Origin of the sequence: Microbulbifer weihaiensis, from assembly GCF_048323715.1 — a bacterium.
GTDB lineage: Bacteria > Pseudomonadota > Gammaproteobacteria > Pseudomonadales > Cellvibrionaceae > Microbulbifer.
Genome location: NZ_JBLWFL010000001.1, coordinates 155,643 through 172,238 on the forward strand (window position 1 = coordinate 155,643; position 16,596 = coordinate 172,238).

The following is a 16,596-nucleotide window of genomic DNA, read 5'->3' on the forward strand; positions in this document are numbered from 1 at the left end:
TTTATCGCTCCGTCAGAACGAACAGGCTTCCAGGCTCGACATTGCGCATCGAATTTGGGGTAGGGGTTGCTCTGCCGTGGTACGTGCCCGCTCTGGACTTGATTTCTGCAGCACGTTCCGCCGATAGGAGAAGACTTTTACTGTAGGCTCTGTCATTCCAGTAATTTTGATAATCCTTCGCGCTACCGAGCCATTTCTCCAGAAATTCCTGGAGTGCATCTTCAACGCTGTCGGCTTCTTCTTCGTCAATATCCTCTGCGCGAGCTACCACATACTCGATAAGATCCTGCAGTTGCTCCTCGTAATCACTGACCTTCCAGGCTTCATCGCTAAGCTCCGGAATCAGATGCCGTGCGAGGATGACCAGAACCGCATGCAGTGCCTTGTCCCTTGCTCTGGGTGCGAAAGGGGTGACGCTCGTCGCCTCGACTTCGCGATATAACGCCTTGTGCCATGTGTTGAATGTCTCGAAATGAGAGCGGTCCCTGGACTTGGCGTTATTGTAAATGGAAAGTACCAGTCCACCAGGTCCACCGCGCCGGCGACCGACCCGGCTTGTGGCCTGGATGTATTCCGCGATTGTCTTGGGCTGTCCATTCACGATCATTGAGCCGAGCCGTGGAACGTCCACGCCCACACTGATCATGTTGCTGGCAAGCACCACGTCACAGGTACCGGCCTCCTCGAATGTTTTGTTCAACTGGTCGAGGTAATTCTTGATTTCAGATGAGCTGACGCGGCTGGTCAGCTCCATCGGCTCGGATATCCTCCGGGTATTTTCTGTGCGTCTTCCCGAATAGTCTGCAAGGGAGTTGGTGACGTCATCCTGCATCAGAACAAGCGCGCCACCCAGCTCCCGCAGGGAATTGAAATAGGCAACCAGCGTCCAGAAGTCATCCCGGGTTTGATCTGAGATCTCGGGGGAGGACACTGCCTGTAACAGGCTCGCCGACAGGGCCTGAAGTGTGAATTTGGCAGATCTGCCAGCTGTGGTAATGCCAACATATTGGCGACCGGGGTCATCCTCGTCCTCTACGGCAAAGCCCGAATTACTTGCATCAAGAATTGGTGGCGGGAACAGGCAGGTTTCACGGTTGAACAGGTTTTTTATTTGTGACGACGCCTGTCGGATCGTCGCAGTGGAGGCGATAATTTTCGGGACTACTTCACCCCGGCTGCAGAGTTTGTCGATAGCAATTTCATAGATACCGGTCAGGGTGCCCAGTGGCCCTGATATCAGGTGCAGCTCGTCCTGGATGATCAGGTCAGGCTGGCGGAAACGGGTGTTAAGGCCAAACAACTGCGCAGTGTCTTTCTTGCGTGCAATTTGCGCGAATTTATCCACTGTTCCAATTACCAGCGAGGGCTTGTGTCTGTATACGCTGTTGTCGACCGTCCAGACGGGAAGTGGCGCTTCCCGCCAAAGACAGTCCGGATGATCACAATTGGCAATGATCTGTTCATTCGTGCTATCAATCTTCCAGCTCAGCCGTGTGTCTTTATGCCTAGGACAGTATTTGAGCTGGTCTGGTCGATTGTGCGCATGGGCATCGGCCATTGCGTCCCTAGCATCTTTGAACTTGTTGGGGGTTGTATCGGATCCGACCCACAAGCCAAGGGAAAAGGGAATATCCCCAAGGCTGACTTTAATGTCGGGCGGTGCTCCATATCCCTGCCTCAGTGCGTCACACGCACTTATCAGCGCCGCAGCGCGCTGGAACTGCTGTACCGTCAGCAGACGAAGTGTGTAGCGCATAAAAGAGGCCACGCCTGCTCCCTGTTCGCCATAGCGGAGTCGTCGCAGGATAATCGTGAAAGCGATCAGCCCGAGGTATGCCTCGGTTTTTCCTCCGCCTGTCGGAAACCAGAGCAGATCTGCGGTTTTACGGTGCTTGTGTTCATCATCCGCGACCGATTCCAGCGTGAGCAGAAAGAAACCCAGCTGGAACGGGCGCCAGATCAGTGGCGACTTGTCGTCCGGCGCGGCCCATTGTCGCTGCAACTGGATCGCCCGGTTGGCAAGCCTGAAGGCGGTTTGGACGTTGCTATCGCTTCCTATGAGGTCGATAGCGCCTTGCATACGTTGGCGAACTTCATCTGCGTTATTGATATGACTTCTGGCCTGGTCACGCAGATTTTCATCAAGTGACTCAATAGATTCATTCTGCTCCTGATACCACTGTTCATAGAGTGAAGGAAGTCTTTTCAGTCCGGATACAAGTTGATCGTCTCTTGCTGTCGATAGCCACTCAGTACTGAGAATACCTTCCTGGGAAAGAGGTGCGAAATTTTTTACCCCCTCGCTGCTCATTGCCTTTACCGTGCTTGTCGGAAGCCAGGTAGAAGCCACAGAGGAAACACCGTCTTCGTTTTCAGACCAGGTTGCTGCACATGTGTGGCCCACAGCGTATTCCTTCACATCCCGGTAAATAAGCTGTGCCATCCGGGTATCCTCATCAATTGCGGATCCACCCAGGGGGCGCGGACAGAAATGGGTGTTCTCACCGCAAGTGACGACGAGTCCAGTTTGAAAGAATGTAAGCTCTTCTGCGCGGGATCTTTCGTACTCCTTGGGTAACTTGTGTTCATTAATCATTGCCACAGTGACAAGTTGTTGCTTACCCCAGGAGCTTGTGCGTATATGCAGGCCAAGTCCTTCAATGCCCGTCTCTTGCGGCGGGAAGTCACGCGAAGGAAAATCAAGAGTGACATCTTCCAAGCGGGCATCCAGGGGAAACCTTTGCCATAAAACCCGCTTGGATTTTTCTCCGTCAGCTTGCGCGTCTTCTTTGGTGTTAGCGACCGGGCGATAGACGGCGCCTTGAATCTGGATGTTAACTGACGGCTTATCAGTCCCGTCGATAACAAACGAGATGCCTGCGCTGGCGGGCCGCTTGACCGTAGCCAGAGACACCTCGTCCTGGGAAACGTCATTTGCATCTATGTCCCGCCGTCCTTCCGCTTGCAGCTGGTCTGCATCCTCCTGCGCAATATCCGTTGCCGGTGGAAAAAGTATGCCGGTCAAGTAAACGTCAGTAGGGTATGCATGCAGTTGCTCATCCTCCCTGAGAGGGCCGAGGAGGTCCTCTGTGATTCGCTTCACCAATGTTGTCTTGTCTGACATTTCACTTGTCCCTGCTAGTTGAAGAAGACCTTTGGAAATCCGGTGATTACCGGTGCAAGCAAGAATCCACTATGGCGCCACGGGGGCAACAGCTGCTCCCGGTGTGCCTCGGGAATAACCAGCGTTGTTGCTCCGGTCATCCTGATATGTCTGATTTTGCTGCTGGGGCGGAGGCTTTTGGCACCATTTTTTTCGCTCACGATTCTGCCAATCCCCCAGAGGTCATACGAGAATGTCCTGGACATAAGCCCGATTATTCGTCCGGTTTCTGCGACCCTGATGATATTGGCCTTCAATGTATGTTCGTAGAATATTTCGAGCTCAACAGGTGTTTTCGAATTTTCCCAGAGCCACTGCTGGAGCTCTGCATGGTCGATCTCCAGTCGTTCATCAGCCAGTGATAAAGGGTCAATATCGCCGCCAAGACCGACTTCAATCATGCGCGCATTCTTGTCTTTGCGTGGCTTCCTGTAGGTTCTTCTGCCATCGTATCGCGACGAATACAGCTTGTTGCCCTGCCCAACCATCAGTCGTTTTCGTGCACGTGTTGCACCAACGAAAAGTACGCGCTCTTCCTCGGCAATTTCAGCCGGGCTCTTTACATAGTCGGATTCCGGATTGTCGTCTATAGACGAATCCGGAGGCAGCATCAGGTGAACCTGATTGGCCTCGCGCCCCTTGGAGGCGTGGATTGTCCCCAGCGTCGCTCCGGGCAGTTCGCTTTCGTCGACCAGGAGTTCAATCGGTGGTCTGTCCCGGCCAACCAGCTCCCGCAGTCGGGATACTTTTACCTTCCGGTCACGGGTACCGGCCATCTTGCGGAGGAGTGTCCATGCGTTTTCAACGGTTTCACTGTTCAGGCTTGGCGCTTCAACACCATGTGCTTCACATAGCTCACTGAACTGTTGTTGCTCGATGAGATCATCACCGTATTGTGCGAAGAGGTGTCCTATCCATGGATGAACCCGCTCTGGCATACCTGACATGCGAATTTTGTGATTGATACCGTCTTTCCACAGAAAGGCCGAGTCCATCAGCACTTCTGCGCGGGTGCGGTAGAGCACAAGGTGGTCGGACTTTTCAGCAATGTCCTGTTTGGTCGCAGGTCCTACCTTGCCGTGGGCACAGCTCGCAATCAGCTGCTTCATTTCTTTCCAGCCGGATTTATTGCTTTCCACCCGGTCAAGCAGCCTTTCTCTCCCCTGGGTGAAAAGGCGTTTCAGGTTCGGGTCGGTTGTGCGATGGATATTGTCCAGTCGTAGTCTTTGGAATTGGGAACGGCTCTCTGCCATCAGTCGTTCCACTACTGTGCGGGAGTGGTGTGTGTCACGCTGCTCTGAATCATTAGTGAATCCGTAAATCGCCTGTGCGCTGTCAGCGAATACGGTCACGCCGCAGGCCGGATCCAGATTCCGAATGATCTGCATTGCGAGTTCAGCGCGATCCCCTACCAGATCCTGACCTTCATCCAGAATGACATGCTCGAATTCCTGCAGGTAGTCGAGTAGGCCTTCATCTGCATCGTCGAGTAACTCTATAAAGCGCTTGATATTACCTTCATAGCTTCTCATCAGGATGGCCGGATCTCCCTCATTCAGGCCCTTGAGAACCTGCCAGGTAAAGGAGTCGAGGGTCAGAATCTGGAGCCCTTTGACCCGGGATTTGTCTTCCGTAAGCGCCTCGATACGGTCACGCAGTTCCTTGACGGCTGTCCGGGTAAAGCTGATCAGAAAAATCTTGGATGCTTCAAGATCGCCTTGTTCAACAAGGTGGGCGACCCGGGCACAGGCTACTGCTGTCTTGCCGGAGCCGGGGCCTGCCTCCACTATCCGGTAGGCGTCTTCATCCAGCTCTATTACCGTGCGCTGTTCGGAATCCCAGTTCGCAGGCGTGACAAATGCATCCGCTTCAGCGGGGAACACGCCTTTATCAGAGCCTTGGCCGGTTAGCGATGGCTCACTTGTTTTCGGCTCCGGTTGCTCGTGCTTCAGCTTATCCAGCTTGGCGCTTACACAGGATAACAGGCTCGGTACGCGTTTATTCCTCGTCCTGTGCCGAAGCTCGTCGAGAATGGATTCAAGGATCTCAACGTCAGACGTGTTTTTCTCGAAGAGATCTTGCAGCTGCTCGAAGGAGAGCTGGGTATAAGGTCTGTCTTTCATGGTTCCCGTCCCCGATTGTCGGGCTCCGGCGGTCAGGTCTTCTAACCGTGGAGCTCGAAAATCGACCAGCTCCGGGGCGATACGCCGGATGTTATTTTTATTTTGCGGGTTTCAGGTTTCGCACCCGAGTACCGATGGAACGATAGTACCGATGGGGGGGGGTTACGGCAACAATGTGATATGAGTCGCATTTCTTGTTCAGGAATCACCTGGGCTCTCTGTCGATAACGCCTCTGTATTTTCTCGGCGAGCATGTGCCTGCCCGGAGTGGGTGGGGAGTGAAACCCATCACATTTGCGGGTAGTATCCTCCGGTTGCCTGAAATAACTCGATAAAACTGGTTGGGCCGCGCTGGAATGGACAAAAAAAACTTTCCGAAGGTGATATCTGTACAAAATTTATCATCCCAGCGCTGGAATGGGCCGGATGGGATATCCATCGCCATCTGCGCAGGAAAGCAGCGGAGCAGAAAGCCAGAGGGCTCAGGCGCATAACGGACGAGGATGGGCAACTCGCCGTTGCCTGCCTCGGTAATATCCTGGTTGAATTGGAGTGGGGGCGCTGGTAAGCCTGATGTCCACAAAAGAAATAATAATAAAAAACCTGTTTCGAGAAGTGTCCGCCCATGTCGGGCAAGAGGATTACACCACCGCGCAGCGGCTCCTGGATCGTGCCGCCAATGAGTATGGGCGCCATCCTGAGGTTGATCGTTTTCTCGACAAGCTATACCGGAATCTTGGCCTGGAACGCCCACAAGCCGATCCTGGATTTGAGCTTCTTGACCTCCCCTCGGCTGACGACCTCGATTACTTGACGAAGCAGGAAGCTCTTCACCAAGAGGAAGATTTTGTTGTCGAAGTACCTCCCACTGACCCGGTGCCCAAAGCGCCCTCAGCGCGTAAAAAGCTACAACTGAAACGCAATCGGGGTGATAGTGACAGCGAGAGTACGGAAGGCCCTAAGATCGTTTACCGCAGCCGCGCCACCAAAAGCGCTTTTGAGTCCGCTGCAGAACCCGGCGAAGTTGCTACACATTCAGAACCTGAAAGGACAAACCAAGTCTCGGCTACCACAGAAGGAGAAATGGAAGCCGATCCCACTCCGGCAATTGTTGACTCCCCCGAGCCTTCTCCCGTTTCCGAAGCGCCAGTCCCAGTAATCCCCGACCCCGAACCGGAAGCGCTGACCCGACCGGATTCTTCCACGCCAACAGCGGAGAAATCCCAAGCCGTTTCGCCATCCCCGATAGCTGAGAGTTACGACGACGATGAAGACGTCGATTCGGAATATCTGGGCACCGAAGATTGGCAGCAGTCCCAGCTGCTTTTCGAGGAGGACGATACCGACGAAGAGCCAGCGGATGAAACGGCTTCACCTACCAGTGTGGATTGCAGCGAGGACTTTTCCTATGAAGACCTGCTCGCCCTGGATGAGTGGGACGATGCCGGCGAAGACGAGGACATCCGGGCGGACGACGAGCTGGGGCTCGACGAACAGCTCACGCTGCAGCAGCGCGCCCGACAGGTAGCCATCGAGTTCCGGCTGGAAAACGATCTGGACGAGGGTTGGCTCGCGTTCCTGACCGATGTATTCACCACACGTGGTCGTGGGGCGGTACGCAAGGCCATGCAGTGGGCCATCGACCGGGATATCAATCTGGAGCAGCTGGAACTGGCGCAAGAGCTTAAAGCCTTGTGGAAAGTACGGCAGGACTACTGGACCAACTTGAATCACGCCTGGGCGAGGGGAGAGTGCGCGGAGGCCACCTACCGCTTGCTGAGCTGGCGCCTGGCTATCCGTATTGTAACGGCGTTTGATGCCATTCCTGCTTTTGAAGAGCTGGACTTGATGTTGGAACACGAATACGAGTACTGGATTAGCCACATTGTTCTGCGCCGAACCTACCCCGTTTTCCAACGCTATCTCAGCAGTTATCGCTTCTCGGCCTCGCCGCGCCTGCTCCCCGCAAGTCAGGGCTATCACTTTACCGGGGAGGAGTGGGCTGAGCCGGAAGCCTTTTCGCTGGAGCCCGCTCACGGGTACCAGCTTGCACAGCAAATGACGGAAATGGGAGTCGACGGTGTGAACAGGCCTCCTGTCAGCAACTACGGATTCAGTGATATGCCGATGGATAAGCTGCAGGAGCGCTGGCAAAAGCCAGAAGATAACAAGGACAAAAAGGAGTCCGCCAAAGAGTCTCCCGCCCTGAAAGCCCGCGGCCCCAGAAAACAGCCGATCGTCAGGCGTACACCCGCCTTCCTGCTCGAAGAGGCAACTTCATGATCAATGAATCCCTATTACCGGTAAAAGGCTGCCTGGTGACCCGCGATGATATGGGCCTGGGCGTTGTTCAGGGTACGGTCAAGGGAACCAGCGGCTGGCGTGCCAAGGTCTTCTGGACGCAACTGAAGGACCACAAGTACGAACCCCTCGACGGTCTGCAAAGCGCCTTCAAGCCTCAGATGGAAGTCCAGCATCGAGCGACCATGATCGGCTGGGAAAGCCTGGGCCAGGGCAGGGTGATTAAATCCAGAGTGGTGGCCGGTAGTGAACAGGTGTTGGTGGAGTTCTTCCACTCCGGTGAACGACGCTGGCTGCCGTATCAGGTGCTGGAGTGGATCAAGGGGCCTGTGCATCGTTTTCAACTGAACCAGTTTGAGAAAGCCGGCAGTGCCGAGCGCATGCGCCTGCGGATTCTGGCCCACGCCATCGACAACTGGCACCAGAACACCGGCGCACTTTCCGGCCTGGATATCGACCCGCTGCCCCACCAGATCCATCTGGTGCACCACATCGTCAACTCCGGCAACCTGAACTGGATGATCGCCGATGATGTGGGCCTTGGTAAAACCATTGAAACCGGCATGCTGATCTCGGCGCTCAAGCGTCGAGAGGAAGCAAAGCGTATTCTGCTAATCACTCCCGCAGGCCTGACTAGGCAATGGCAGGAAGAACTCTACGAAAAGTTCGGGCTGGATGGCTTCCGTATCTACGGCAACGAGTTCACCATCGACGAGCCCCGCCACTGGAAGATGTACGACCATGTGATCGCCTCCATCGACCGCCTGAAAAGTGATGAACATTTGGAGCTACTGCGCCACGCCGAGCCATGGGACCTGGTGATCTTTGACGAGGCCCACCGCCTGAGCCGCCGCCAGTACGGGATGAAATTCGACTCCTCGCAGCGCTTTGACCTGGCCCGCACTTTGCGGCCACTGACAAAGGCGATGGTGTTGCTGACCGCGACCCCGCATCAGGGCAAGCAGGACAAGTTCCAGAGCTTGCTGCAACTGCTGCGCCCTGAACGTAAAGAGGATATCCGCGACCTCGCGCTGAACCCCGAGATCCTCGGTGAGATGGTATTCCGCAACAACAAGTCCGACGTGACCGACGCCGAGGGCAATTTCATTTTCCAGGGCAAGACGACCAAGTCGATAAGCGTGGGGGTCTCGCCAGAAGCGGTGGCCTTCGATAAGGCACTGCAGGAATATCTCCAGGAGGGCTACGCCGCAGGTAACAGACTCGGCTACAAAGGCAATGCCATCGGCTTCGTGATGACGGTCTACCGCAAGCTGGCGACCTCCAGTGCAGCAGCCATCATGGCGGCGCTACAGCGTCGACGGCAGCGCCTGCTGGTCGATGGACAACAACAGAAAGCGGCAATCGAGAGTGACGAACGCTTTATCGGTGAGACCGAGGAACTGTTCGACAGCAGCGCCACCGAATTTTTCCAAGGCGAATTGGAATTACTGGATGAGTTAATCGAGAAGTGTCGAGCTTACCTCGCCAATGATGAAAAACTGAATGGCTTTCTTAAGCAGCTTACTCCGCAGGTTCTGGCACGTAACCCAGACGAAAAAATCCTGATATTCACTGAATACCGTTCCACTCAGGAATACCTGCAGCACGCGCTGGCCAACCACTTTGGTGCACACAAGGTGAGCCTGATTAATGGCAGCATGGATCAGCCATCGCGCAAACTGGCGATCCAGCAATTTGAAGGTGAAGGCCAGTTCCTGATCTCCACCGAGGCTGGCGGCGAGGGCATAAACCTCCAGTCCAAATGCCACATCATGGTGAACTACGACCTGCCTTGGAACCCCATGCGACTGGTGCAACGCATTGGCCGACTCTATCGCTACGGCCAAAAGAAGCGTGTCGTGGTCTTCAATATGCAGGCTAAGAACACCCTGGATGACCAGATAACCCAGCTGATGTACGAGCGAATCGACCAGGTTGTAAACGATATGGCTGCGCTTGGTTCCGAATTCAATGAGCGCATGCACGACGATATCGTCGGTGAGATTGCTGGCTTGATTGATGTTGAAGAGATCCTGGAGGCTGCCAACGGCACCAGCATAGACCGCACTGCTGAACGGATCGAAGAGGCGCTGCAGCGAGCCAAAGAGTCAGCCGACAAACAGAAGGATCTATTTGAGCATGCGGAAACCTTCGATGCATCCCGGCTGGCAGGCAAGATAAATATCGAATCGCACCATTTACACAGCTTTGCAGAAGGGATGTATACGGTACTTGGTATCGAGGTTGTAGAGCGCTCTCATGGCAATAAGGTGTGGGCATTGCAGTTTTCTGAGCAGCAAATGGACGAGCTGGGCACCCGTCGCAGCCGCCGTAAGGTGACTTTTGATCGAGTGATTGCCAGCCAGTCTCGTGAGATTGAGTTGCTAGAGCCAGGTCATTTTTTATTCGATTATTTGCTCGACAAGGCGAGGCGCTATGAATTTGGTGGGGTGAACAGCGTTATCAAACTTGGCCAGGTTGCTGATCAAGAATCTAATAAGTCGTCGATGCCAAAGCTGCTGACAGCAGGTTACCTATGTTGGCAAGACCTTGCTGGTATACGCCGAAATCAGGAGTTCAGCATTTGGGGCGTGGATGGAGGGGGGAAAGTATCCAAAAACTCTCGGGCTCTGCTGCAGAAGTTAACCAGAAAGTGGGAGGATGGCGCGCTTGAGGTAGGGGCGGAGAAAGAGCTACTTTCCTCTGTGGAGCGAAGAATGGATGAAGGTTTGCAAGGTGACGCTTCTAAGTTGCTATTGCCGGAACTCAGGGAATTTATCGCTATAGGCAGGGTAGAGCCTTAGCCTTTATTCTAGTGGCCGGAATTGACTTGGGTAATCCTTAGATACCTTGATGGTTTGGATTGGATGGTTGTGTATTGTGCAGAGCGTTAGCTTCGCAGAATTCTAAAAAAAGATCCGGAAATAAGATTGTGTTTGATCTACCAGTGATGACCAGATGACATCGAGTTTAGTGCCCAGAGGTGGAAGAATCGTAATAGCCTAAGGGCTATTACGCCCCTGCGAGCTTCACGCTGGCGCGCTCGTTGTAAATCGCTGGCGCGATTAGTGGAACCACATCGGTGGTTCTCAACCACCTCCGAGTCGCTGTGCTTCCATCAATAGCACGTCGGAGAAGATGGGTTTTGTGATCTATGCTTGCGCCGGACATTCGGTTACTCGCCTCTTTCATAGGCCGGATCTCAGCCTGCTCTTCCGTATTAGGCCAATTCTCTGCTGCTCCGGGGTAAGGGCCTTACTGGCCATCATCTCACCGCCATGCCCAGCCTCTAGCTGATTCACCGAGTGGCGGATGGCGATTGTGCCAATATCCTGAAAGCGCGCGTCATCTGATATTGAGTACCCTTGATCCACGACCAGACGAGCAGTATCGAGTCTGAACTTTGGGGAAAAGGATCGACGCTGTCTACCCTTTGAGACACCTCTGTCTTACCACCTAAATTGGTGTCCGGGATTAGCAGGCCACTACAATCCCTGCTTTTAAAAGCTCGGTTAATCAGTTAGTTCGCATGTTATGGCACTAGTTTGGCTGGTTGCTTCAGTTTTGGGTGCGAGAATCAAGAGTTCTTCAATCGCAGATTCTTTAGAAATTTTTTGGGTTCCGGCATCAAACTCGGATGGGGTAAGTTTGTGTTCGAGAAAGAATTGGTACTGTGATTCATAGCCTTCCAGGACTGAATTTCTTGAAACCATATTGTTCATGGAAGTGATCAGTTCCTGTTCATTTTTATCCAGACTGTCTGAAAACAGGCTTTTCACTCTGGAGAATGTTGAACTGGAGGTTCTGGAACGCAGGTTGTCTATCCACTCAAAACCGCGGTCTTCATTGTGCGCGAAGTCCATCCAGGTGGCTAATTGACTGGAAGGCAGGAGTTCCACATATTTTTTTTCTAGGAATCTTTCTGGATTTTCCCCCAGAACAAGCTCTGAGGCGATCCGCTGGCTCTTCTGTCTCCAGGCTTTTCTGCCATTTCCGAGCTCAGCAACGGCTTTATCAAACATGCCCAGCTCTGCACTGCATCGTGCACGCATCAGGAAGGCGGTACAGAAGAAGTGTTGGTAAGTCATAGCCTCAAGCAGGTCATCCGACTGATCGAGGTGCTCGGAGTAATGCATGGCCGCGTGGCCCAGCGACTCTCTGGATGAGTGCAGGATATGAGTGCGATGCCCAATGTCGGTAGGTAAAGAGGCAAGCTCATCTGCCGCAAGAAGTAGGGAGGCTCGACGGTCGGTATCGAGGAAGGTCTTGATCCAGGTGACCTTTTTGTCGATCTCCTTTACTCGGTTCTCAACCTTTTTCAGGCTGGCGTAGAGCACGGCAAAGCTTACTGCACTGACGGCCAGATTCAGGCCGGAGAGGGCCATGGTGGCCTGGCTCATCTGGACCAACTGCTGGGTGGTCTTGGCGATGTTGTGGAGCTGAAAGGTATTGAAGATATCGAATGGCGCACTGAGGACACCCAGTGGATTCAAGGCTGAAGATGCCGCCGGTATAAGGTGCCTGACTATCCTACCTCCGGCATCACGGATAACGCCGCCGTGGACGGAATACTTACCACTTAGAACTCCCATTGCTACTGACTCCGGGATGCTGCGTTCTAGAGTTAGGAGGTGTTCGATCATTGGTGCCGCTGCTTATTTTTGTGATATGGGTCATGTTAATGGTTTGGGTTTGGTTTGGAAATGTTGGTGGGTGGAGGTGGTGAGGGTTCGGGTTTGGTGGGGGACTGCAGCGGCAGTGGTTGAGCGGAAGAATCGTAATAGCCTAAGGGCTATTACGCCCCTGCGGGCTTCGCGCTGGCGCGCTCGTTGCAAATCGCTGGCGCGATTAGTCGAACCACATCGGTGGTGCTCAACCGCCCCTCGGAACCATAAAAAAAGCCGCACCCTTTCGGGAGCGGCTTTTTGTATGGTGCCCAGAGGCGGAATCGAACCACCGACACGGGGATTTTCAATCCCCTGCTCTACCGACTGAGCTATCTGGGCTTCGCTTTTTACCGGGTGTCTCCGGTAGCGAGGCGCGTATTAAACCCGCTTCGCTTGGGGGAGTCAACCCTTTGATTGATAAAAAGTTTTTCCAATTGCGACCGGCGGTTCCTGCGCGGTCGCTTTGGTGGGTTCGGGTGGTCTATTTGTCGCCTTCCGGCACGAAGCCTTCTGCTGCGTCGTACTCTTCGCCGCTGAGGAATTTCGCCATCTGCTCGCTTAAATAGGCGCGGGCGGAGGGTTCCATCATGTTGAGGCGCTTCTCGTTGATGAGCATGGTCTGGTGTGCCATCCACTCCTGCCAGGCCTTGGCGGAGACGTGTTCGAAGATGTCCTGGCCTTTGGGGCCGGGCATGGGCGGGTTGGGGAGTCCTTCCAGTTCCTGTTGGTACTTGCGGCAGAAGACGGTGCGGGACATGGGTGCTCCTAGTAATTCACGTTTGGTTCGTTATGCCCTGGGCTGGCAAGACGACTTAATACGGTGCCAGTAATGGCTCTTTAAGCGCCAGCAGCTGTTTGACCAGCTTGGCGATGGGTGCCGGCAGTCCGAGATCCTGTCCGGATCGGGGCCGGTCGAGCTGGCGCAGTTTATACCAGCCGCTGGGGCCTTCTGCCACCTGTGTGGGCTTCTTCGGCAGGGTTATCCACACCGGGTGAATGTCCAGGTGGAAATGGCTGAAGGTGTGGCGCATGGGTGGCAGCGGCTGGATTTCAGTCGCGCTGAGGTCGCGGGCGGCCAGCCATTCCTGCGCGCTGGCTTCGCCACCGTCGTCGCCTTCCAGCTGCGGTGGTATCCACAGGCCGCCCCAGATGCCGGTGGCGGGGCGCTGTTCCAGGTACAGTTCGCCGTCGTGTTCGATCAGCAGCAGGGTAGCCTGGCGCTCCGGCTTCTCCTTGCGGGGCTTTTTGCCGGGGTAATCGGTGGGGTTGCCCTGCAGGCGCGCGGTGCAGTGTCTGGTAAACGGGCAGCGCTCACAGGCGGGCCTGGAGCGGGTGCAGAGGGTGGCGCCCAGATCCATCATGGCCTGGGTGTAATCGCCGCTGCGGCTCTCCGGGGTATAGCGCTCGGCGATTTCCCACAGCTGGTTGGCGACCGCGGTCTGCCCCGGCCAGCCTGCAACCGCGTGGATGCGTGCGAGCACGCGCTTTACGTTGCCGTCGAGAATCGGCGCGACGAGGCCCATGCTGATGCTGGCAATGGCGCCGGCGGTGGAGCGGCCGATACCCGGGAGTTCGGCCAGGGCCTCTACATCCGCGGGGAACTCACCGCCGTGCTGGTTGACCACCGTCTGTGCGCATTTGTGCAGGTTGCGCGCGCGGGCGTAGTAGCCGAGGCCGCTCCAGTGAGCGAGTACTTCGTCCTGGGTTGCCGCGGCCAGTGCTTGCACGGTAGGGAAGCTCTGCATGAAGCGCTGGTAGTAAGGGATCACTGCGCTGACCTGGGTCTGCTGCAGCATGATCTCCGATACCCACACCCGGTAGGGGTTGATGTCCTGCTGCCAGGGCAGGTCGTGGCGCCCGTGCTGGTCGAACCAGGTGAGCAGGTCTTGCTGGAATTTTTTTGGGGTAATCGGTTTTGGCATGGCTGAAACGAAAATGGGCACCGCTGAGGGTGCCCATGGTACGGTGTTCCGGCCCGCCGTCATACCCGCTTGAGGCGGTATGACAGCATGCGGGCTCAGTCGCCGCGGTTGAACAGGCCCTTGAACCTGTCCTTGAGGTCGTCCACCTTCTCTTTCACCTTGTCGCCGTACTTCTTCTCGGCCTTGTACTTCAGCTCTTCGCGGATCAGGTCGTCCAGGCGGCGACTGTCCGGTTTACAGGTGGTGGCGCCGGCCTCGTTGAAGTTGGCCTTGCAGCGCAGGGGAAGCGGGCGGTTGCGCCAGCGGTCGTTCTGCACCGAGCAGCCGTTGCCGGAGGTCTTGTTGCCCACCAGTGCCAGGCCGAGGGCGAAGTCGAACTTCTGCTTTTCCAGTTCGACGGTGCCGTCACCGGTCAGTGCGATGTTTTCCACTCCGGCGTTGATCTGCTGCACTTTGGCCATGTCGCCATCCAGGTTCACGCTGGCGCGCAGATCCTGCAGGCGGGTGCTCTGGGGCCAGTCCTTCTCCGGCATTGGCGTCTTCTCGGCGTAGCTCACCAGCTGGCACATGCCTTTTTCCAGGTTGAATGGCGCCAGCGCCAGCTCGGCGGCATTCAGTTGAACCGCAGCATTCAGGTTTTTCTGCAGTGCCAGGGTGTCGGCGCCACTGGTCTGGGCCACCCAGGTGATATCGGTTTTACCGGACAGCGTCACTTTGTTCGCATCCGCCGCTTCCGGTTCGTCACTGGCGAACAGGGCTTCCTGTATCTTGGAAATTTCCACGCCGGTCAGGCCGCCGCTCAGCTCGCCGCGGGCGGATTTGCCGCGCGCGTTGAATACGCCGGTGCTGTTCAGTTGGCCGCCGTAGAGGCCGGCGGCCAGTTTGTTCAGCTGGTAGAGGCCGTTATTGATGTCGACGGCCAGTTGCGGCTCGTCGATATCAAAGTCCAGTGCGCGCAGCTTTTTCAGGTTCAGATCCAGTTTGGCATTGAAGCCGCGCATGGATTCCAGCGGCAGGGGCACTGGCTGGGCTGCGGCCACGTCCGCGGCAAGCTCCTGCTCTTCCGGGGTGGCAACCGGCGGCGGCAGGTAGTCGTCCACATTCAGCTCGCCGCCGCTCAAGCTCAGTGCCACGGAGGGAGCGTCGCCGGCTTTGTAGCTGGCACTGCCGTTGAGGGCGTTGCCGTCCAGGGTCAGCTGCAGGGGCTCCAGCTTGAGCTGTTTGTCGGTGCCGCTGATGTCGGATTCGATTCGCAGCTTCTGCAGCGCGCTGGCGCTCTGGGCTTTGTATTCACTGCCGACGGCCGCCAGCCAGCCGGTGAGCGGTGCCACTTCGGTATTGAGGTTGAGCTGGATCTGCCAGGGCTGGTCGGCCTTTTCGCGGCGCACAAAGCCGCGCATGGAGACTTCCGCCTTTGCGCCTTCCGCACTGCTGAGCTTGATGTTGGCGGGCTGCAGGCGCAGGCCGTTTAGCCCCTTGTCGATCGCCAGTGAACTGTCGATATCGACGGTGATGGGTTCCGGCAGGTCGCTGCCGGCAATCTCCGCGGTCAGCGCCACCTTGCCGGGCTTGCCGCCGGGTACCAGGTTGTCGGCGCCTACGTGCAGCTTGCTGATCGCGTACTCGGTGCCGGTCTTTTTGTCGGTGTAGCGCAGCACGCCGTCTTCCACGCGCAGCTGTTCCAGGGCCAGGTGCAGTTCGCTGCTGGCTTCTTCGCCGGTCTCTTTCTCGGGCACTTCGAGTTTGGGCGGCTGGGATTGCTGTTGCTGTTTATCCAGCTCGGCCTTGGCCTCCATGGCGTCGGCGATCAGTTCCCAGTTGCCTTTGCCGTCCTTGCCCACGGTGAGTTCCACCTGCGGGCCTGCCAGCAGGATTTCCTTGGCTTCGATGCGTTTTTTCAGCAGTGGCATCAGCGCTACGCCGACGGCAACCTTGTCGGCCTGCAGCAGCGGCTCTTCCGGCAGTGGCAGCGGGGCCAGTTTTACGCCTTCCAGCTTCAGCGCAATATTGGGCCAGAGTTGCCAGCCGATATCGCCATCGAGGGTCAGGGCGATACCCTGCTCGGCAGCCAGTTCCTGAATTTTGGGTTTGTACTGGTTGGCATCGAGACCGGTGAGGAACCAGGCGATGATCCCGGCCAGCAGAGCAAAAAAAATGACGAGAAACAAAAGTCCGCGTTTGATCCAGGCCATACAGGCGTGTCCTTATTCTGGGGAAATTCGGAAAAAGGTGGCGCTACCCGGGCGGCGAGGCCGGGGTAGCGTAGATGCGGACTATTGAAGCAGGTGGCGGTCGGAAATGAAACCTTGTACCTGCATTGGCGTGGCTGGCGTCTCAATTAGAGAGACGCGGTGGGCGGTGCTGTGTTGGTGGCGTGCCTGTCGACACGGTTTTTCGGCACCGCAGGGTGCGGCCAGCAG

The 16,596-nt window shown here is 56.0% G+C and carries 8 protein-coding genes, 1 tRNA gene and 1 pseudogene; 2 read left to right on the forward strand and 8 right to left on the reverse strand.

Going from position 1 to position 16,596, the window contains the following annotated elements; translation table 11 throughout:
* Position 1: 1 nt before the first annotated feature.
* Both ACNKU7_RS00695 and ACNKU7_RS00700 read right to left on the reverse strand, forming a co-directional pair.
* Complete coding sequence (locus tag ACNKU7_RS00695) at positions 2-3,124, reverse strand: helicase-related protein (RefSeq protein WP_418295027.1); 3,123 nt, start codon at positions 3,122-3,124, stop codon at positions 2-4.
* A gap of 14 nt (positions 3,125-3,138) precedes the next feature.
* Positions 3,139-5,286 (reverse strand): UvrD-helicase domain-containing protein, encoded by a 2,148-nt coding sequence (locus tag ACNKU7_RS00700; protein ID WP_418295028.1) that lies wholly within the window; start codon positions 5,284-5,286, stop codon positions 3,139-3,141.
* 1,083 nt (positions 5,287-6,369) lie between these two features.
* On the opposite strand from ACNKU7_RS00700, the gene ACNKU7_RS00705 reads away from it, so the two are divergent.
* Both ACNKU7_RS00705 and ACNKU7_RS00710 read left to right on the forward strand, forming a co-directional pair.
* A complete protein-coding gene (locus ACNKU7_RS00705) occupies positions 6,370-7,569 on the forward strand; it encodes a hypothetical protein (protein ID WP_418295029.1) in 1,200 nt (399 codons plus the stop codon).
* The gene (locus ACNKU7_RS00710) at positions 7,566-10,391 is read left to right on the forward strand and encodes a DEAD/DEAH box helicase (protein ID WP_418295030.1); all 2,826 of its coding nucleotides are present in this window, start codon (positions 7,566-7,568) and stop codon (positions 10,389-10,391) included. The genes ACNKU7_RS00705 and ACNKU7_RS00710 overlap by 4 nt, the downstream gene beginning before the upstream one ends.
* A gap of 384 nt (positions 10,392-10,775) precedes the next feature.
* Here the strand turns inward: ACNKU7_RS00710 and ACNKU7_RS00715 are convergent.
* The 6 genes and pseudogenes from ACNKU7_RS00715 to ACNKU7_RS00740 form a co-directional block, all read right to left on the reverse strand.
* Positions 10,776-11,003 (reverse strand): annotated as a pseudogene (locus ACNKU7_RS00715) (transposase); the annotation flags it as partial.
* Positions 11,004-11,099: 96 nt separating this feature from the next.
* On the reverse strand, positions 11,100-12,230 hold the full coding sequence (locus tag ACNKU7_RS00720) for a hypothetical protein (RefSeq protein WP_418295031.1): 1,131 nt from the start codon (positions 12,228-12,230) through the stop codon (positions 11,100-11,102).
* Positions 12,231-12,517: 287 nt separating this feature from the next.
* A tRNA-Phe gene (locus ACNKU7_RS00725) sits at positions 12,518-12,593 on the reverse strand.
* 142 nt (positions 12,594-12,735) lie between these two features.
* Positions 12,736-13,011: an oxidative damage protection protein gene (locus ACNKU7_RS00730; protein ID WP_418295032.1), complete on the reverse strand. Its 276-nt coding sequence runs from the start codon at positions 13,009-13,011 to the stop codon at positions 12,736-12,738.
* A gap of 55 nt (positions 13,012-13,066) precedes the next feature.
* The gene (gene mutY / locus ACNKU7_RS00735) at positions 13,067-14,176 is read right to left on the reverse strand and encodes an A/G-specific adenine glycosylase (protein ID WP_418295033.1); all 1,110 of its coding nucleotides are present in this window, start codon (positions 14,174-14,176) and stop codon (positions 13,067-13,069) included.
* Between the two features lie 95 nt (positions 14,177-14,271).
* On the reverse strand, positions 14,272-16,368 hold the full coding sequence (locus ACNKU7_RS00740; protein WP_418295034.1) for an AsmA family protein: 2,097 nt from the start codon (positions 16,366-16,368) through the stop codon (positions 14,272-14,274).
* Between the last annotated feature and the right edge of the window lie 228 nt (positions 16,369-16,596).

Coding starts and splice junctions, on each gene's coding strand:
- ACNKU7_RS00695 (WP_418295027.1), bottom strand. CDS start 3,124: ATGTCAGACAAGACAACATTGGTGAAGCGAATCACAGAGGACCTCCTC.
- ACNKU7_RS00700 (WP_418295028.1), bottom strand. CDS start 5,286: ATGAAAGACAGACCTTATACCCAGCTCTCCTTCGAGCAGCTGCAAGAT.
- ACNKU7_RS00705 (WP_418295029.1), top strand. CDS start 6,370: ATGGAAGCCGATCCCACTCCGGCAATTGTTGACTCCCCCGAGCCTTCT.
- ACNKU7_RS00710 (WP_418295030.1), top strand. CDS start 7,566: ATGATCAATGAATCCCTATTACCGGTAAAAGGCTGCCTGGTGACCCGC.
- ACNKU7_RS00720 (WP_418295031.1), bottom strand. CDS start 12,230: ATGATCGAACACCTCCTAACTCTAGAACGCAGCATCCCGGAGTCAGTA.
- ACNKU7_RS00730 (WP_418295032.1), bottom strand. CDS start 13,011: ATGTCCCGCACCGTCTTCTGCCGCAAGTACCAACAGGAACTGGAAGGA.
- mutY (WP_418295033.1), bottom strand. CDS start 14,176: ATGCCAAAACCGATTACCCCAAAAAAATTCCAGCAAGACCTGCTCACC.
- ACNKU7_RS00740 (WP_418295034.1), bottom strand. CDS start 16,368: ATGGCCTGGATCAAACGCGGACTTTTGTTTCTCGTCATTTTTTTTGCT.